Source organism: Sulfitobacter sp., from assembly GCF_036961165.1.
Lineage (GTDB): Bacteria > Pseudomonadota > Alphaproteobacteria > Rhodobacterales > Rhodobacteraceae > Sulfitobacter.
Genome location: NZ_JBALVJ010000002.1, coordinates 52,306 through 70,202 on the forward strand (window position 1 = coordinate 52,306; position 17,897 = coordinate 70,202).

Below are 17,897 nucleotides of genomic sequence, written 5' to 3' on the forward strand. Positions count from 1 at the left end.
ATCGGTTCCTTACAGACGGATATCGACACCGCTCGTCGTGGCGGTGTCCAGGTTGATGATCGCAGGGGACGTTTCAGCGTCAGGCTGCACTGTTCCTGCTGGGGGGGAGGTGGTTTGGCCATGCGGGTCGGCGCCCGCCTGATCCCCGCTCTGAGCGCCCTGCCCAAAGGAAAAAGACACCTGTTCATAGCCTAGGTTGCGAAATGACTGCCCAAGCTGGTCTATGTGTCTGCGCATCAAGTCCAGTGTCTCTGGACGTTCGGCCAGAATGCTAACTGTGATTTTGCCGTCTTCCGTTATTACACCCATACGCACACGGCCCAATTCTTCGGGAGACAGGGTGATTTCTAAGGGGCGACTGCCCGCAGAGGCCAACACTTCAACCAGTTGCCGTCCCACCTGTGCTGCCACTTCCGCACGGTGCGGTGCAACAGACCCTTGGGGTGCCAAGTTGGCTCTGTTGGAAGTCCAGTCTAAGATTTCGGGCGTCCCGGCGTCTACGAGCAGCGAAGTTGGGGTGTTCGTCTGCTCAGCTATATCTGTCTTCAGCGCCGCAGAACCGTTATGCACCAAACGCGATGTCTGAACGCCCGTAACTGTCGGGATTACCGGAGTTGCTGCTTTGGCAGGCTGAGGGGGTATCAACACCCCCCTGGTTGAGGTCTGCAAGGGCGCACGTCCGGTAGGAACAATGTTTCCCTCAATGGCTTTGACTGGCCGAGCGTCTGCCGCGCTTTCAGAGGAGAATTGCAACGTTGCCTCAGTCAATTTCGTTTGTATGGGCGAGCTCGCATCCGGCAAAGGAGTTGGCGCTTGGGGTGACGCGGCCGTACCATCGCGCGACGGCAATATTGTCTCCGTCTGTGGAGGCGGACCAGCTACAGAAATTCTATGGGGAATCTGTTCAACAGGGCTGTAACCTGAGGAAGAATCAGTCCGGTGGGCTTGTCGGCTCAACGCGGCGTCCGCATTGGGTTGGGCAGGGGCAAATGATTGATCCGCCATTTTTGCCGCGGCCAATGGCGGGGTTTGTTCAACGACTGCGTCGCCAAACGGGACACGACCAGTCATTAACTGAGGGACCTTGTCGGCTGCATTTTGCTTTATGTCCTCAGTCGATTGAACGCCTGACATGCTCGACGTTTCTTTCCGAGGGAGGCTGCTGGCATCTGGAAAACGTGCGCTAAACCTCGGTGGGGTCTCAGCCTCAGGCGTTTTGGAAGGGATGTCGGTGGCTTTATTCTGAGCTCCACTCAGATGGCCAGATGCTTCTGACATTACCGGCCTACGCTGCTTTGAAATAGGTAAGTAGGGCTGCCCGTTCGGAACCGGAGTAGATTCCACTGCAAGACCGTAATCAGTTTCGCCTTTAGGTGGTTTCTGGCCACCAAACAGATGCAATTCATCTGCGTTAGATCGCGGCACGGCAGAATTAGTTTCTTGGCGTGGTGTAGTCTCCAAGCCTGGAATGTTCTTTTTGGGCAATGACAAAGGCAGGTCGATACTCAATGCTTCATGCTTTTCTGGCTTGGTAAATTCACCAGATGTAGCGGATTCAATCGCCTCCCCGTCGCCGTCGGTGACTGGCCCAGCTGGGACTTGCATCGGCTCATCATAGACACGTCTGTTGTCCGGCAACGCAGCAAGCAGGCTGGCAAAGTCAGTCTGGCCAGCTGTCTGCTGTCCATCCGTTGGAGTGAGGGCGGCGGTAGCGCTTTGCCGAACCATTTTGATCGGTCCAGTTGGGTTTACGTCTGCAACGGGCATATTCATGTGTGCGCCTTTCGGGGTTCTGCCTCGATCTGGCTGCACTATCCGCCTTCTTCCTTACCAGTTGTTTACCGCTTTGCGCCCATGTTCGGGAAAGTTCATGCAATTTAAGGAGTATTCCAAATGATACTGAATCCCACCTCCCTACCCGCGGCTGGGGACAAGCCGCGCGAACAGGCGTTGATGCAAGCCGCACAAAACCTAGAGGCGTCATTTTTGGCAGAAATGCTCGAATCGGCTGGGCTGGGAAAAACCAGCGAGAGCTTCGGAGGAGGCGCGGGGGAAGACCAGTTCAGTTCATTCCTAATCGAAGAGCAAGCCAAACACATCGTACAGACCGGTGGCATCGGGCTTGCACAGTCCCTTTTTGACATTTTGAAGGAGCGCTCCAATGACGGCTGAAACTGTTGATTTTACCAAGCTTGATGCGCTGCTGGAGCAGGAGCGTGTTTTCTTGCTTGAGGGTGATCTGGAAGGGTTGGGATCTCTTCTCCCGCTCAAAGAGCAGATGGTTGAGCTGCTGCTTAACGACGCGGCGCCCAATGTCGCGATGATCAAGCCGCTTGAGGGTAAATTGCACCGTAATCAGCTGCTTCTGGATGGTGCGCTGAAAGGTATCCAAACGGTGGCGAACCGCCTTGCTGCATTACGACAGGTGCGCAGTACTTTGGAAACGTACGACTCGCTTGGTCGCAAACAAAGCGTGCGGACACCGTCTCAGCCCAAAGTCGAAAAAAGAGCGTAACTAAATAATTATAAACAAAAAAAAGTCCCATTCTCTCTATTTGAGGCCAGTTAAATAAAATGCACAACAGAGCAAACGGGCCGCTTAAGACTTTTGTAAGGAGGAAAACGCCATGTTGGCCATGCATCCGATCCCGGATGGCACATTGCCCCTGAGGGGCTAGTGTAAAGGTCAGAATGGCATTCCTGTCCGACGTATGTGCGGGCTTAAACCGGCGTAAAGCGCCGACACCTAAAGGAACATGCTTCAATGTCGAGCATTCTTACAAACAACAGCGCGATGGTTGCGCTGCAGACTCTGAAAAGCATCAACTCGAGCCTCTCGGATACGCAAGCCGCGATTTCGACAGGTAAGGACATCAACTCCGCAAAGGACAATGCTTCTGTCTGGGCCATTTCAAAGGTGATGGAATCAGACGTGTCCGGCCTGTCCGCTGTCAAAGACAGTCTCGCTGTTGGCCAATCAGCTGTGGCCGTAGCAAGTGCGGGTGCTGAGATGATCGTAGAAACGATCAAAGAGATGCAAGCACTGGCAATCTCCGCGCAATCTGAATCTGCAAACTTCACGCAGATCAATGCGGAAATGACTGCCAAAAAAGAGCAGCTTGATTCCATTGTTGCCGGCTCTCAGTTCAACGGGGTTAACCTGCTGAACACCGATACAGATGGAAACGGTGCGACCGGTCTGGCAGTTGTTGCAGAGATCAACCGCATTGGTGGTGGTGCTGCAACAGCAAGCACGATCGACATCGCTTCAGCCGATCTCGAAGCGTCTGTAACGGACATCACGCTGACAGGTACTGCAGATACAGCCGATGCTGCGACAACCTATACCGAGCTGGAAACGATGCTGACTGCCGCAATTACCGGTGCGGCGGCTCTTGGTACCTCCGCAAAGCGTTTGGATGATCAATCCAACTTCATCTCCAAATTGTCCGACTCGCTAACATCCGGTGTTGGCGCGCTTGTCGATACGGATATGGAGGCGGCGTCTGCTAAGCTTCAGGCTCTGCAGACTCAGCAGCAGCTGGGTGTTCAGGCTCTGTCGATTGCTAACCAGGCACCACAGACCATCCTGTCCCTGTTCCGGTAAATCTGGACCCTAAAAAGGTGGTGGCGCGCGATAGTGCGCCACCAGTATAGTCTTTAATGAGCAGGGACACCCCCGTGAATACAACACAAATTGCCCAGCGCGGCTATTCGCCAGTAACGGCGCCGCTGAAATCAGCGCGCAAGGTCGAATATGACGTCGTCGCCCGTATTACATCGCGCCTCACCTCGGCGATGAAGGCCAAAGATTTTAACAAGCTGATACATGCGTTGCATGAGAATCGCACGCTTTGGCGCAAATTCGCAATGGATGTCTCACATCCGGATAACTTGCTGCCAGACGATCTGCGCGCGCGTCTAATCTACCTGTCGGAGTTTACAGAACAGCACACGCGCAAGGTAATCCGGCGGGAGGCAGCCGCCACCCTGCTCGTTGAAGTAAACACCGCGATTTTACGTGGTCTGAAATAGATTGGAATCCACAATGAGCGGTCTTGTTTTGAAGCTAGGTCCAAAAGAACGGGTGTTGATCAATGGCGCGGTAATCGAAAACGGTGACCGCCGTAGCCGACTGGCCATCATGACACCGGATGCAAAGATCCTGCGGCTTCGGGATGCGATCCATCCCGAAGATGTAAAAACACCCGTCCGGCGCGCACTATTCGCGGTGCAGTTGGTATTGTCCGGCGACAAAGACGTGGAAAGCGCACATATGCCGCTTCTGCGTCAGATCGAAGAGCTTAGCCAGGTGTTTACGGATCCTGATAGCCGTCAGATCCTTGGTGAAGCCAGTCAGTCGATTATTGAAAAGCAGCATTACCGCACACTGAAAGCTTTACGCGCTTTGCTTCCTCGAGAGGAACGGTTACTGGCCGTGCGGTCAAGCTGATGTTTCAACCTGTCATCCCTGTTAGCGGGCTGGGCGGCTGGCGCTTTTTGCAGCAGACTTACGACAGCCAGTTTAAGGCCTTCTCCGAAAGCACGCAGCTTCAGCGCGACACTGACTACTTCCGTGAGAATATTGGCCAGGTTGAAACAGCAGAGCAACTCGTGGGTGACAGGCGATTGCTGACTGTTGCGTTGGGCGCTTTTGGGCTTCAGGACGATATTAATAGTAAGTTTTTCATCCGGAAAATTCTTGAAGAAGGTAGCGTGAATGATGACGCCCTGGCTAACCGCTTTTCCGATCCCAGATACAAAGAAATGTCACAAGCGTTCGGATTTGGACCTGGAGAGTACCTTAAAGTTGGACAGCCGGTTTTTGCAGAAGCGATCATAGATCGGTTTCGGACAATTGAATTTGAAATAGCCGCGGGTGAGCAGAACGAAGCGATGCGCTTTGCCCTTTATGCAGAACGTGAGATGGGCAGTCTGGCAGCGGAAGACATGTCCAATGATGCCAAGTGGTTCACCCTCATGGGCGAACCGCCTTTACGCAGTCTTTTAGAGAAAGCGTTAAATCTGCCGTCAGCGTTTGGGCAAATCGATTTAGACCAACAATTGAGTGTCTTTAAAGATCGGGCTAAGAAGGAGTTCGGATCCGACGATCTGAGTATCTTCAGTGACTCGACGAAGGTCCAGAATTTGATCACTAAGTACATCGTGAGAGATCAAATCTCACAATTCAATACAACCTATTCCTCAAATGCGATCGCGCTGACGCTGCTGCGCGGCGGCTAACTGGCGCCCAATCCTGCGCGTCGCAGGATTAGCTCAAGCTGGCTAAAGCTACGCTGGGCATCGTCCGGCTCCAATCTGGATAAAAACGCTTCGATTTCTGGGTACAGGACGATTGCTTTGTCGATCTCGGGGTCGCTGCCGTGGGTATATAGGCCAGCGCGGATCATCATGGCGTTGGCATCATACAGACTCAGCATTTTTCGGGTCAGCGCCAAAAGTTTGTTTTCGCGCGCGCTGGCAGCTGCAGGAAGACTGCGCGAGACTGATCTCAAAACGTCGACTGCGGGAAAGCGTCCCCGCTCGGCGATGGTGCGATCCAGCACCATATGCCCATCCAGCACACCGCGCAGGATATCGGCGATCGGTTCATCCATATCCGATCCCGCCACCAAGACGCTGAACAGCGCAGTAATGTCTCCCTGTGTCGCTGATCCTGGGCCAGCGCGTTCACATAGCGATGTGATGAGATGGGTTGTGGATGGCGGGTAGCCTCTCAAGACTGGCGCTTCTCCGGCGGCTACTGCAACCTCGCGGTGCGCTTCGGCAAAACGGGTAATTGAGTCAGCAAGGAAGAGCACGGAAAGCCCTGCGTCGCGGAAATGTTCGGCTACGGCCATGGCCGTCCAAGCGCAGCGCCGACGTAACAGGGGTGATTGGTCAGAGGTGGCGGCCACCACCACTGCTCGGGCCAACCCTTCAGCTTCTAACACCTCATCTACAAAGTGGCGCAGCTCACGCCCTCGCTCGCCAATCATAGCGATTACAACTACGTCGGCGGTCATGTGTCGGGCAAACTGGCCGAGCAATGTCGATTTCCCTACACCAGAACCCGCGAACAAACCCATGCGCTGCCCCTTCACCATGGGAAGTATCGTATTTGTCACTGCCAACCCCGTGCTGAGACGCTCACCAAAGGGCCGCCTATTCGCGGCGTCCGGTGGTGGGCACAGCAGTCGCCGCGCATAAGCCCCGCGCAAAAGTGGCTTGCCGTCTAGAGGTTTACCTGCTGGATCAATAATTCTTCCCAGCCATTCGTTGGAAGGTGCAATCACACTAGGTGACAGTAGAGTTACCCTGTCATTCAGACCGATCCCTTCGGGGGGCTCCTCAGCCAGCATGACCAGCGTCTCGCCAATGATCTGCACGACCTCGCCAAGCAGCGGCGCGCCCCGCTTGCGGTAGACTTGCAAACCGTCGCCGATCGAGGCGTCTTGCGCGAGCCCCGTAATGTGAAGCGCTGAGCCGTTGGCGCTACTCACCCGTCCGACGGGTCGCACAGCACGCAGATCGGCAATATGGGCTGAAAGTCCGTCGAGGAGTGAAGCATCTGTCATGGTGTTCCTTTGTCTGCTGCTCACTGTTTCTAAAGGAATCACCATTAAGCCTTCATGAAACCGCAGCAGGGAGAATCCCGATGTTCGAAAATTTAACTGTCTTTCAGACCTCCGCCGCCATGGCTCGCCATGCGGGGCAAGCGCAGGCGCTGATTTCGCAGAATGTGGCTAACGCGGACACGCCAGGGTACGTGGGGCACGAAATGCCACCCTTCGCCGCGCTATATTCACCTGATGAAACTGCGGGCAACCAGCGTGCTACTCGCGCCGGTCACTTAAACGGCAGCGCAAGCGCGCAAGAGATGGCGCCGGTAGAAATGCGCGGCAATGAAAACCTCAACGAAAACACAATTTCACTTGAAGCTGAAATGCTGAAAGCCGCTGACGCCAAAAGTCATCATGACCGTGCGCTCGCGATCTACAAATCCGCGCTCGACGTACTGCGCACCGCTGTCAGCACCAGATAGGAGACCCCAGAATGACCGATTTTTCCTCCGCGCGATCCGTATCTGCAAGTGGCATGCAAGCACAGGCGCAGCGCTTGCGGCACTTGTCAGAAAATATTTCGAATGCCGACACACCCGGTTATCGCCGCAAGCTGATTTCGTTTCAGACAGCGATGGGACAGGGGGATCAGATATCGCCAGTGCAGGTTGGCCGTGTCCGTCTGGACCAAAGTGACCTTTCCATAATCTATGATCCGTCTCACCCGCTAGCGGATGAAACCGGTGAATATAAAGGTTCTAACGTGAATCTTCTGATCGAACTGGCCGACGCCCGCGAAGCGCAGCGCAGCTATGAAGCAAATCTAAAAATGTTCGATCAGGCTCGCAATATGTCGAGCAGCCTCATGCAGTTGTTGCGCCGTTAAAGGCTATTTTAGGCCCATGGGTCAAATTACATAAAGGAGTTCCAGAATGGAATTGAAGTCCCTCTCAGCAGTCCAAAATTATACCTCGGCCAAACCGGCGACATCCCCTGTTGAAGGGGAAGGTGGCCCAGCGGCAATGCTAAAGGGCATTGCAGGTGATTTCGCCTCTACCTTGGCAAAGTCCGAACAGGTCGCACAATCAACCATGATGGGCAACGCAGATCCGCACGCGCTTGTTCAGGCGTTGGCCCAGACGGAGTTGGCTGTGGAAACTGCTGTCAGCGTACGCAACAAAGTCGTTGAGGCGTACCAAGAAATCCTGCGGATGCCTGTCTGATGATGGACGAGTTGGTGTTCTTTGACACCATGCGGCAAGGGCTTTGGGTGGCGTTTATCATCTCTCTGCCAATTCTCGTTGCCGCTTTGGTGACGGGCGTGTCGATCGGATTGGTTCAAGCGTTAACCTCGGTTCAAGAAATGACCCTGACGTTTGTACCGAAACTGGCCGCGATTGCCGTTGTGTTTTGGATGTCCATGCACTTCATGACCAACACGCTTGTCTCCTTCTTTCACGACCAGATCATCCCGCTCATCATCGGAGGATAAAGATGGAAAGCACCGGCTATATTACCCTAAGTCGCCAGTCTGGCTTGCAACGTGAAATGCAGGTCGTGGCTAATAACATCGCCAACGCCGCAACCACGGGCTATCGCGCCGAAGGGGTGATTTTTTCCGAATATGTTAAACCGGTTGAGCGGGGGAACTCTTTGTCCATGGGGCAGGGTAACATTGGTAAAACCTCGTTTGAGCAGGGCGGTCTCACGCAGACCAACGGGACCTTTGATTTCGCGATTGAAGGGGATGGCTATTTTGTTATCCAAACCCCGATGGGTGACAGGCTCACCCGTGCAGGGGCGTTTTCACCCAGTGCCGATGGGCAGTTGGTGACGCCAGACGGGTTTCCGGTGCTGGACGCGGGACGTGCGCCGCTGTTTGTACCGGCTGGTGCAGGCACGCTGGCGGTTTCCTCCGATGGTACGCTCAGCATTAATGGCGCGCCTCTTGGACAAATGGCCATCGTGCGCCCGTTAGAACCGCTGAACATGGTGCGTGAGGACGGGGTTATGTTTCGCGCCGATGCCGGCGACGAGCCCACCGAAGAGGCGCGCGTTCTGCAAGGCTTTGTCGAAAGCTCCAATGTGAACCCGCTTCTTGAGCTGTCGCGCATGATCGAAGTGCAGCGTGCCTATGAGATGGGGCAGAGCTTTTTACAGACTGAGGACGAGCGCATTCGCGCCGCCGTCAAAACCCTCACCGATTCCAAATAAAGGAGAAAGCCGATGCGCGCCCTCAAGATTGCCGCCACCGGAATGAGCGCCCAGCAAATGCGGGTGGAGACGATTTCAAACAACCTCGCGAACATGAGTACCACAGGTTACAATGCCCGCCGTGCCGAGTTCGCCGATTTGCACTATCAACAGATGGCACGAGCGGGGTCCGTAAATGCGTCTGACGGCACTGTTCTGCCTACGGGCGTACAGCTTGGTCTTGGGGTGCGGCCGGCGGCGGTCAGCATGCACCTTCAGCAAGGATCACTTTCGGCGACGCAAAGCGATCTGGATGTTGCGATCGAAGGCTTGGGATATCTAGAAATCACGTTGCCCAGCGGGCAAACTGCCTACACCCGTGACGGCAGTCTGAAGCGGACAGGCGAAGGGTTGATCGTGACGTCCGAAGGATTTCCTGTTGGGCCTGAAATCACAATTCCGGCGGATGCCCGCAGCATCTCCATCAACGCAGATGGAGAAGTTTACGCGTATTTCGATCAAGCCGCCGCAGGGCAACTTCTGGGCCAACTTACGCTGACGGGGTTCACCAACTCCAAAGGTCTTGAGGCGATTGGCAGCAACATGTTCCTCGAAACAGAGGCGTCCGGGCCCGCACTGGTAGCTACGCCTGGAGAGGATGGCTTGGGCACCCTTCGGCAGGGCTATCTTGAAGACAGCTCGGTTGATGCGGTGCGCGAGATCACTGAGCTGATTGAAGCGCAGCGTGGGTATGAAATGAACGCCAAAGTCATCTCGGCAGTAGACCAGATGATGGGCGCAACGACGCAGGTGCGCTGATGAAATCACTCGCTCTAATTTCTGCGTTTTTAATAGCCGCCCCATGCTTCGCCGATACGGTAATTTCAACGCGAACCATCCGGCCAAACCAGATCATCACGGAAAGGGATGTCACCGTTGCTGCTGGCGATTTGTCGACAGGGTTTGCGCGGCTGTCCGACGTCATTGGGCAAGAGGCGCGGGTGGCGCTTTATGCTGGTCGGCCTGTTTTAATGGGTGATATTGGCCCGCCAGCTGTGATCGCTCGCAATCAGATTGTGCCGCTCAGATACAACACCAACGGCATCAGTATTGGCACTGAAGGCCGCGCGTTGGAGCGTGGCGCAGTCGGAGACCGGATTCGTGTCATGAATCTCGACTCTCGTGCCACGCTATTCGGACAGGTTCTGAACGATGGCACCATCGAAGTAAGGAATTGACCCCATGCACACACCACTGAAAATTTGCGGCATGTTTGCCCTCAGTCTTACGGTCGCCTGCGCGCGTGGGGATCATATCGGCAGCCCGCCGAGCTTCACCCCCGCCCAAGAGGCGCCAGAGGCCCGGGCGATGATTGAACCGGGATTGCCTCTGATCGTTCTGGAACGGCGTCCCGTTGATGCGGCGTCCCTATGGTCGCCTTCACGGGTCTCGCTGTTGGGGGACCGGCGTGCGGTAGTGCGGGGCGATATCCTGACCGTTGTGATCGAAATTGACGAACGGGCAGAGATATCCAACTCTTCTGATCGGAGCCGTTCTGGCTCCGAAAATCTTAGCGTACCGGGGTTGTTCGGATTACCGCAGCGCCTCAATAAGAAACTACCCGAAGGTGCATCATCGGATGAGCTGGTCGGCCTGAGTTCGCAAAGCAACTCGTCCGGTGACGGCTCTGTTAAACGCAACGAAAAACTGGAACTGCGGATCGCCGCCACAGTGATTGATGTGTTGCCGAATGGTGTTTTGTCCATTTCGGGCAGTCAGGAGTTGCGCGTCAACTTCGAGCTGCGTGAACTGCTGGTAACCGGTTTTGTCCGGCCCGAAGATGTCTCGCGGCAGAATGAGATCACCTATGACAAAATAGCATCGGCCCGCGTGTCCTATGGCGGGCGTGGTCAGATCAGCGACATGCAGCAACCACGTATCGGCCAGCAGGTTCTTGATGCTGTTCTGCCCTTTTAACCAGGAGCTTCGATGATGAAAAAACTTCTTCCCCTTATCTTGCTGTTGGTTGGTGCAGGCGCCGGTGTTGGTGCAGGTATTATGCTCCGAACCGATGCTGAACCCGAAACCGCACATGTGGCGGACGGTGCCACGTCTGGTGATACGCCTGCCGTTGAAGGCGCGCATGAAGATGCAGGCCATAATGAAAAAGAGGCAGACTCAGAGCACGAAGATGAGATGACCAGCGAATTCGTTAAGCTCAACAACCAGTTCGTGGTTCCTATTGTTTCGGGAGAGAAGGTCACGGCGCTGGTGGTGCTCGCGCTCAGCGTGGAGGTGCCTGAAGGTCAAACTGATACAGTTTATTTACGTGAGCCAAAGCTGAGGGATAGTTTCCTACAGGTGCTCTTTGATCACGCGAACATGGGCGGGTTTGAAGGCAATTTCACGAACGCTCAGGTGTTGGGTCGTTTGCGTACGGCATTGCGTGAAGTGGCACAGAAAGACCTGGGGAAGTCTGTGATCAAAGATGTATTGATCATCGAGATAGCCCGACAAGACTACTGATTACCTTAGAACATCATCGAAGATATGGCGCGGTCCAGCTGGGACTGCGCCTTTTTTTGTTGGGCTGCCTTGCGGGTATCAGCGTAAAGCGCGTTTGTAACCAGCACTTTTCCATAAGCTTTTTTAACCTGCGCGATATGACGCTCCTTTACTGCGAGTACTTGAGCTAGCTGGAGGTTTAATTCGCGTTTCTTGCGGCCGATCCATGACTGCCAAACAACATCAGCCCCGATCGCCTTTTGCGGCGCGTCTGTGCTGCTGCGGCTTTCGGCCAGATGAAGATCCAATTGTTGCAATGAATTCCGTAAACGGTTTTCCTGCTCCATCAATCGAGAGAAGCTTTCCTGTTGCTGGCGGTACTTAACCTCGACCAGTTTTTGCATCACCGCAAGGTCATCTAGCGTGCTCATCTTGAGCCTTTCGCGCGGCGCCGCATGTCTTCGGCAAACCGGATTGCTGCGGCAACAGGCGCATAGTCTTCATGGCGGATTTGGTCACCAATTTCGACCGATGCGTGAAGCGCGCGAGCTGTCGGTGGGTCCGAGTGGATGGGCACGCCTGCTTCCGAACCGATGCGCCTGATGGTGGCTGCAATCTCGTCCACACCTTTGGCCACGCAAACAGGTGCTTCGCCAGGTAGACGGCTCCATTTGAGCGCGATGGCATAATGGGTTGGGTTGACGATGATCACATCGGCCGTCGGCACTTCTTTTATCATTTGGTTTTGCGAGGCGGTCAGTGCGCGTTGGCGACGTTCTTGCTTTAGATGCGGATCGCCTTCGCTTTCTTTGTTCTCATCGGTCACCTCTTCGCGTGACATGCGATTCTTTCGCATGTGGGATGCGTGCTGCCAGAGGGCATCAATGCCGCCAATTACACCTGAGACCACGACAACAACGCTCAGAAACCCTGTGCAAATTTTAGCCAGTAACGCGATGGCTGTTTGTGGGTTGGTTTGTAGCACACCGATCATTTGGGGAAGCCATGCGCGGATGAACAGCGCAAGGCACGCCGAGAAAATCAACAGCTTTACAAAGCTCTTCAGAAATTCGAACAGCCCGTCACGCCCGAATTTGTTCTTGGCGTTTTCAATCATGGAAATGCGGCTGAGCTTTGGCTCAAGCTTGCTGGGGGCAAATACCCAAGCCTGCTGTGCAAATAGTGCCAGAACCACGCCTATCGCTGGAAGGGCAAAGATCGGTGCCATCCCCCAGACCAAGGCTTGCATTAGCCCACCAGCAGGTGCTGCTGCGCGACCGTCAAAGAACAAGGGGGCCAAATTATCAGACTGATCTATCAGGGCCATCATTGCTGTGCCAACGTGCGCCAAACTGTCAGCGCCCATCGTTACGAAGGCAACGAGCAAGCCGAAGTAGGCAGCAGCTGTCAAAAGGTCATTTGACTTGGCGATATCACCTTTCTTGCGCGCCTCAAGCAGCTTTTGTGGAGTAGCGTCAAAACTCTTATCCGAGGGATCTTCGGAATCACTCATGGCACAGGCTCCAGCGGATTTGCGATAAAGCTGTTAAGCGCTTCGAGCCAAGTTGCCAGTAGCAAAGGTGCTGCTAGGCAAAGCAGTAGTAGCCCCCCGGCGGTGATGACCGGTGCACCGACAAAAGCTACCATAAGTTGCGGCATCGCCTTGTTGATTACGCCAAGGGCGACATTGTAGAGGACGGATAAAATCACGAACGGCGCAGCCAGTGTGAAGGCCAAGGAAAAGGCACGGCGAATCTGGTCAACGCCCCATTCTGACACATCCGCCCCACTGGGGAGCCGCCCCATGGGCAGCATATCGTAGGACAAGATCACCATTTCCGCGACGCGTACATGCAAGCCGGTCATTACGGCAAGGGTCAGCCCACCCATGACAAGGATATGACCCATCGCAGGCACAGGCTCTGCCACGGCGCCACCCAAAACCTGAGCGAGGGAAGTAGATTGAGCCGCGATCGAACCGGCGGTCTGAAGTGCTAGTACAAACAGCCTGAGACCGATCCCCAACAATACGCCTGCCGCGATTTCGGTCAGAATAAACCACATGATGGTGTCGAATTGGGCCGCTGTGTCAGGCTGAGGGACAGCGGGCGCAATGATCATCGTGAACGCAAACGCCAGCCCAAGCTTGACCCGTGCAGGAACAGTTTGTTCCCCGAAAGCTGGTAGAAGGCTGACCAATGCGCTGACGCGCAAGAAAACTGCGAACCCCTGCCACAGAAGGGCGTCGGTCAACTCCATCAGCAGTGTGAGGTCTTGCATCATGCCGGCACGACGCCCACCAGAGAGGGCCGCGCGTCCAGTCCGATTTCCTCGAATGAGAGCACAGGCGAGCTGATGCCTTTGGCCCGCATGACCGTGTGCAGAAACCGGCGACGTCGAGTGTTCGTCACCACAGCGGGAAAAATGCCATTGCGATTGGCATCGTTGAGTTTCTGTGACACCCCGTCAGCCAGCTGATTGAATAGGTCTGGCGGCAATGCGATGTCCAACCCTCGGTCAGCATCCACCTGATAGGCACTAAACGTGTCTTCCCATTCTGGGGCTAGTTGAACTAGCGGTAGTGTCCCGTCATCGCGGCGGATCTCTGCGACCAGTTGAAAGCCTAGTCGCTGCCGAACCAATTCACAGATTGCTTCCGGTTGCGAATTCTGACCCCTTGCCTCAGCAGTCGCCTCAAGGATCAGCGGAAGGTTGCGGATCGATACCTGTTCCGCCAACAGCAAGCGCAGAACGGAATGAAGGACGTCTATCGGGACTTTGTCTGGGATCAGCTCATCCAGCAGCTTGCGGTTCGCTTCTGCGCGTATGGGGGAGGAGATATTGACCATTTCCTCCAAAAGCCTGCGCAGGGATTTAAGGCTTAGCAGGCGGGGAAAGTTACGCTTGACCACTTCCAGCAGATGCGTGGCCAATACTTCGGCGGGGGTCACAAGAGTGATGCCGCCGATGGCCGCATCCTCCTGATCTTTTTCATTTATCCAGCGGGCAGGGGCACTATAGACAGGTTCAACAGTGTCTATACCCGCCGGCAATGCGTCCGGATTCTCAGGGGCGAGGGCCAGTATCTGGTGCGGGCGCAGCACGGCGCGCGCTTGCTCAACGCCTTGTATCCGCAACAGATAAGTCCCAACCGGCAACCCTGGGTTATCGGTCAGCCTGATTTCCGGTAGTATGATCCCATAGGTTGAGGCCACATGCGTGCGCATATTCGTTATGCGCGCATCAAGTCCAGTGCCGGGGTCGAGTACCATGCTCACGAGATCGGGCGCGAATTCTACGTGGATATCATCAAGCTCAAGCACATCGCCGAGAGATTTCTCGCGCGGCAGTTGTTCGGTTTCTTCTGGCAGTACTTCAACCGGTTCCAGACTTTGTTTGCGGTACATTCGGTAGGACAAGTATCCCAATGCCAACGCTCCAGTCATGAAGGGGACAAACGGCATGCCGGGCACCAATGCGAATAGCGTCATCAGGCAAGCCACGGTTGCCAAGGCCGCCGGGTGTTTGCTTAACTGGGCAAACATCGCCAGATCGGTTGAACCTTGCGCCCCACCGCGCGCCAAAAGAAGTGCTGACGCGATCGAGATGATGACAGCTGGGATTTGCGATACCAGCCCGTCGCCTACGGTAAGGATGGCATAGGTCTCGAACGCGTCGCCAATTGGCATGTCATGAACCAGCGTACCCATTATCAAACCGGCCACGAGATTGAGCAAAGTGATCAACAATCCGGCAATCGCATCCCCTTTGACGAATTTTGACGCACCATCAAGCGAACCGAAAAACGTAGTCTCTTGCTGTTCACGTGCACGGCGTTCTTTTGCTTCTTCGTGGGTGATCGCGCCGGCAGACATATCGCTATCGATCGCCATTTGTTTGCCAGGCATACCGTCCAACGCGAACCGCGCACCAACCTCAGCCATACGGGTGGCACCCTTGTTAATCACCATAAAGTTTACGATTAGTAGGACGCAAAAAACCACTAATCCCAGGAAAACCGAGCCACCCATGACAAACTGGGCAAATCCCTGAATGACATCGCCGGCAGCATCAGTGCCGGTATGCCCCTCCCCAATGATGAGCTTTGTCGATGACACGTTAAGAGACAAGCGCAACATGAGTGACGCCAGCAAAATGGTCGGGAAAGCGGAGAAATCCAACGGTCTTTCGATAAACAAGGTTACCGTGAAAATCAGGATGGCGAGGGCGAAAGAGGCGGCCAAGCCGGTATCAAGTACCCATGCTGGCATTGGTAGTATCATCATCACGATGACCATCATGAGAGCAACGGCAAGAAGCACCGTAGGCTGATAAATCGCGCGTAACGAGAAATTCATACTAGCCACCGCAGCGTGAGGTTACCTGACTGTAGCAATGCAACCTGACCATAATCGGCCACACAAGAAAACAGAACGAACTGCCTGATAATATGCATTCTGCACCCCTAAATTGCCGCTTCTGCGGATCAAGGTCAGATTATGGGAGGAGAGTTTATTTTCTGTAACCAAAGCTCTGAAAGTTTTCAGGTATCAGGTGTGACCTGGACAATAGGATTACTTAGGAATTGCTCCAATGTGCCCCGTGCTGCGCTGCTTTCTTCCAATACTTTGTTTGCACGGCCCAGCGGACCAAGTTCAGTATCCGCTGCCACAGGCTCGACTTGTGCCAAGGTCACAACCGGACCAAAATCGGGTGTTTGGGCTGGGGTGAGTTCACGCCATTCGTCCGAGAGCCATGCCGCCTGTGCCGCTTGGGCGGTCGCTTCAGAGTTGGTGAAAATCTCTGACGCCTCGCGATATGCCCCCGACATTTCTTTGGCCTTCGCCATCAGTAACTGTGCCTCAGGTCCATCAATGCCGATAAGCGCGGCCTGTGCTTGAAATGGATGGCGCAAAGCAAGAGCCGCTCGTGCTGCAAGAAGCTGTCGGGCGTTATCCCTTGGTGCTTCATTGGTTGTTTCGAGCATTATCTGAACTTCGGATGCAAAACCCAAATCCATCAAGCGCGCCGCCAGTTGAAGTTTCGTGTTACTAGATAGCTTCTCCAACGCTGCTGAATCCTGTGCAAAAAAGTGCTCGAGAAAAACAATGTCTTCGGCCTTTTGTGTCAGCCGGTCTAATGCGGTTTGACGCAACTGAGTGGCGGCACTGGGAGATAAAGAGGGACTCAGAGCGTCAAGGGTGCTAAACGCTTCCTCAAAGTGTTCTGACTGGCTCAGTGCAAGTACTTGGGCGCGGCGCAGCTGATTACCCATCTCGGTCCCGCGCAATTCCTGTGCATATGCTTCTATTAAAGTTGCTGTCTCATAAGACAGTGGTTCGTCCTTGGCGAGCTTTCCTTCAACCAGTTTGACAAGTGCTGCGGGCGATTCACTGCTGTTTGTCCCTATCACGTCTTCCAGTAACGCTTCGGCCGGTTGACCTGCGTTTATGGCAAGTCTGGCTTGAGCCATTATCGCCTCTGGCGCGAGTGGGGTGGGTAAACGCTCTATACTGCGCATCGATGCGGCGGCCGCTTCTGGATCACCGTATTGCAAGAATCGCTCGCTTAACGAAGGGGCCACGACTTGGCGCAGATGTGCTGGAAGTTTGTTCAACGCGCGTAAGGCCGCATTTATATCTATCAGAATGCCCTGTGGAACATGGCGAAAACTCAGTGTTGCCCACAAGGCAACATCGGATTCGCAGTCGGTGTAGGCGCCAAGAGCATTACGGCCATTCACAGAGCCAAACTCTAATATCTTGGCTACATTAGTCAAATGCTGGTTAGCTTCTGCTATAGATGAATCCAACTGAAGCGCATCAAGTGCCTCTGCCCCGAAGCCAAAGTAGAGATACAGCTGGGAAAGAGTTTTGGCGGCTTCTTTATCAAGTCGGTCGCGGGCATCCATAAGTGCAGTCCGTGCGGGGCCCATTTGGGCAGAAAATCCGTCTTCTGTTCCCCATGTTTCAAGCGCTAGTGCGCCCGCCTTAGGGCAAGCCATGCCTGCTGTTGTCGCGTTGACCGAATGGGTTCGGATTCCGTCAGGCAAGTCCATACTGCTGGTTATGTGTAGGTTTTGGGAAGCTGACCGTGCTGCTTTGGGAAGAGCCACCGGTGGAAGTTCGGGAGTATCACCTGCGGCATCTGTCGGTTTTTTGTAGGTCGGAGGGTTTTCATAGCTGTTTTCAAGCAGGCCATTGCTGGCGGCAGAGGCAACACTCTGACTCAGGTTTTGCTGAATTTCTTTCAAAAGAGCGGTGCGGTCCTCAGGGATTGACTTAGAAGCAGATGTTGCACCGGATATTGCTGGAGTGGTGCCGACCGCCATACTGGGCCCATAGGGGGAAGCGCTTCCGATCCATGGTAGCTTTGCAGTACTATTTAATGCGCTAGGAGCCGTCACACGTGACCGTTGCGCGGGAACACGCGCGGAGCCCATTATAGGCGGCCCTGCCAGTTCTGTGCCCTCGTCCGATACATCAATAACCAGCAGGGGTCCGCTGCGAAAAGCGGTGGCGCTACATAAGCAATCAACTAGAAAGGTAAGCGTCTCTTTGGTGGCTGTGATCTGAGTGATCCGGTCGCGTCGCATGCGGAGAAAAACAGCAGAGACATCGAATCCACCGGAGTGAC

22 protein-coding genes are annotated in these 17,897 nt (G+C 54.6%); 15 read left to right on the plus strand and 7 right to left on the minus strand.

All coding sequences use genetic code 11. The features are described from left to right. Positions 1–9: 9 nt before the first annotated feature. Complete coding sequence (locus V7730_RS01455; protein ID WP_335745800.1) at positions 10–450, minus strand: flagellar hook-length control protein FliK; 441 nt, start codon at positions 448–450, stop codon at positions 10–12. Positions 451–1,893: 1,443 nt separating this feature from the next. Here V7730_RS01455 and V7730_RS01460 point away from each other — a divergent pair. From V7730_RS01460 to V7730_RS01485, 6 genes are all read left to right on the plus strand, one after another. Beyond that, positions 1,894–2,172, plus strand: coding sequence for a rod-binding protein (locus V7730_RS01460; protein WP_335745801.1), 279 nt, complete (start codon positions 1,894–1,896; stop codon positions 2,170–2,172). Then, a complete protein-coding gene (locus tag V7730_RS01465) occupies positions 2,162–2,515 on the plus strand; it encodes a hypothetical protein (protein WP_335745802.1) in 354 nt (117 codons plus the stop codon). Before V7730_RS01460 ends, V7730_RS01465 begins: the two co-directional genes overlap by 11 nt. A gap of 249 nt (positions 2,516–2,764) precedes the next feature. Beyond that, on the plus strand, positions 2,765–3,607 hold the full coding sequence (locus V7730_RS01470; protein WP_335745803.1) for a flagellin N-terminal helical domain-containing protein: 843 nt from the start codon (positions 2,765–2,767) through the stop codon (positions 3,605–3,607). Positions 3,608–3,681: 74 nt separating this feature from the next. After that, positions 3,682–4,035, plus strand: a complete 354-nt coding sequence (gene flaF, locus V7730_RS01475) for a flagellar biosynthesis regulator FlaF (RefSeq protein WP_335745804.1) — start codon at positions 3,682–3,684, stop codon at positions 4,033–4,035. 13 nt (positions 4,036–4,048) lie between these two features. Further along, positions 4,049–4,453 (plus strand): flagellar biosynthesis repressor FlbT, encoded by a 405-nt coding sequence (gene flbT / locus V7730_RS01480; RefSeq protein ID WP_335745805.1) that lies wholly within the window; start codon positions 4,049–4,051, stop codon positions 4,451–4,453. Continuing rightward, positions 4,453–5,244 carry a DUF1217 domain-containing protein gene (locus V7730_RS01485; RefSeq protein ID WP_335745806.1) on the plus strand — a complete coding sequence of 264 codons (792 nt, stop codon included), beginning with the start codon at positions 4,453–4,455 and terminating at the stop codon, positions 5,242–5,244. Before flbT ends, V7730_RS01485 begins: the two co-directional genes overlap by 1 nt. Here V7730_RS01485 and V7730_RS01490 read toward each other — a convergent pair. Then, positions 5,241–6,578, minus strand: coding sequence for a FliI/YscN family ATPase (locus V7730_RS01490; RefSeq protein WP_335745807.1), 1,338 nt, complete (start codon positions 6,576–6,578; stop codon positions 5,241–5,243). The two genes, V7730_RS01485 and V7730_RS01490, sit on opposite strands and share 4 nt — an antisense overlap. 80 nt (positions 6,579–6,658) lie before the next feature. On the opposite strand from V7730_RS01490, the gene V7730_RS01495 reads away from it, so the two are divergent. Genes V7730_RS01495 through V7730_RS01535 form a run of 9 tightly spaced genes read left to right on the plus strand, consistent with a single transcriptional unit; the run spans position 6,659 to position 11,282 of the window. Continuing rightward, positions 6,659–7,045 carry a FlgB family protein gene (locus V7730_RS01495; RefSeq protein ID WP_335745808.1) on the plus strand — a complete coding sequence of 129 codons (387 nt, stop codon included), beginning with the start codon at positions 6,659–6,661 and terminating at the stop codon, positions 7,043–7,045. Between the two features lie 11 nt (positions 7,046–7,056). Beyond that, entirely contained in the window at positions 7,057–7,449 is a 393-nt protein-coding gene (flgC, locus tag V7730_RS01500; RefSeq protein WP_335745809.1) for a flagellar basal body rod protein FlgC, read from the plus strand. Between the two features lie 46 nt (positions 7,450–7,495). Next, positions 7,496–7,786: a flagellar hook-basal body complex protein FliE gene (gene fliE / locus V7730_RS01505; protein ID WP_335745810.1), complete on the plus strand. Its 291-nt coding sequence runs from the start codon at positions 7,496–7,498 to the stop codon at positions 7,784–7,786. Next, on the plus strand, positions 7,786–8,055 hold the full coding sequence (locus V7730_RS01510; RefSeq protein WP_335745811.1) for a flagellar biosynthetic protein FliQ: 270 nt from the start codon (positions 7,786–7,788) through the stop codon (positions 8,053–8,055). Before fliE ends, V7730_RS01510 begins: the two co-directional genes overlap by 1 nt. Positions 8,056–8,057: 2 nt before the next feature. After that, positions 8,058–8,777 (plus strand): flagellar hook-basal body complex protein, encoded by a 720-nt coding sequence (locus V7730_RS01515; RefSeq protein WP_335745812.1) that lies wholly within the window; start codon positions 8,058–8,060, stop codon positions 8,775–8,777. A 12-nt stretch (positions 8,778–8,789) separates the two neighbouring features. Next, a complete protein-coding gene (gene flgG, locus V7730_RS01520; RefSeq protein WP_335745813.1) occupies positions 8,790–9,575 on the plus strand; it encodes a flagellar basal-body rod protein FlgG in 786 nt (261 codons plus the stop codon). Continuing rightward, a complete protein-coding gene (flgA, locus tag V7730_RS01525; RefSeq protein WP_335745814.1) occupies positions 9,575–9,994 on the plus strand; it encodes a flagellar basal body P-ring formation chaperone FlgA in 420 nt (139 codons plus the stop codon). Before flgG ends, flgA begins: the two co-directional genes overlap by 1 nt. Before the next feature lie 4 nt (positions 9,995–9,998). After that, positions 9,999–10,733 carry a flagellar basal body L-ring protein FlgH gene (flgH, locus tag V7730_RS01530; RefSeq protein WP_335745815.1) on the plus strand — a complete coding sequence of 245 codons (735 nt, stop codon included), beginning with the start codon at positions 9,999–10,001 and terminating at the stop codon, positions 10,731–10,733. Positions 10,734–10,745: 12 nt separating this feature from the next. After that, positions 10,746–11,282 carry a flagellar basal body-associated FliL family protein gene (locus tag V7730_RS01535; RefSeq protein ID WP_335745816.1) on the plus strand — a complete coding sequence of 179 codons (537 nt, stop codon included), beginning with the start codon at positions 10,746–10,748 and terminating at the stop codon, positions 11,280–11,282. Positions 11,283–11,287: 5 nt separating this feature from the next. Here V7730_RS01535 and V7730_RS01540 read toward each other — a convergent pair whose 3' ends face one another. The 5 genes from V7730_RS01540 to V7730_RS01560 all read right to left on the minus strand — a co-directional run bounded on the left by V7730_RS01540 (position 11,288) and on the right by V7730_RS01560 (position 17,592). After that, entirely contained in the window at positions 11,288–11,665 is a 378-nt protein-coding gene (locus V7730_RS01540; RefSeq protein WP_335745817.1) for a hypothetical protein, read from the minus strand. Between the two features lie 23 nt (positions 11,666–11,688). Continuing rightward, positions 11,689–12,774, minus strand: a complete 1,086-nt coding sequence (gene flhB, locus V7730_RS01545; RefSeq protein WP_335745818.1) for a flagellar type III secretion system protein FlhB — start codon at positions 12,772–12,774, stop codon at positions 11,689–11,691. Then, on the minus strand, positions 12,771–13,544 hold the full coding sequence (locus tag V7730_RS01550; protein ID WP_443070173.1) for a flagellar biosynthetic protein FliR: 774 nt from the start codon (positions 13,542–13,544) through the stop codon (positions 12,771–12,773). Before V7730_RS01550 ends, flhB begins: the two co-directional genes overlap by 4 nt. Next, positions 13,541–15,619, minus strand: coding sequence for a flagellar biosynthesis protein FlhA (gene flhA / locus V7730_RS01555; RefSeq protein ID WP_335745819.1), 2,079 nt, complete (start codon positions 15,617–15,619; stop codon positions 13,541–13,543). Before flhA ends, V7730_RS01550 begins: the two co-directional genes overlap by 4 nt. A gap of 185 nt (positions 15,620–15,804) precedes the next feature. Continuing rightward, on the minus strand, positions 15,805–17,592 hold the full coding sequence (locus V7730_RS01560; protein WP_335745820.1) for a hypothetical protein: 1,788 nt from the start codon (positions 17,590–17,592) through the stop codon (positions 15,805–15,807). Positions 17,593–17,897 lie beyond the last annotated feature (305 nt).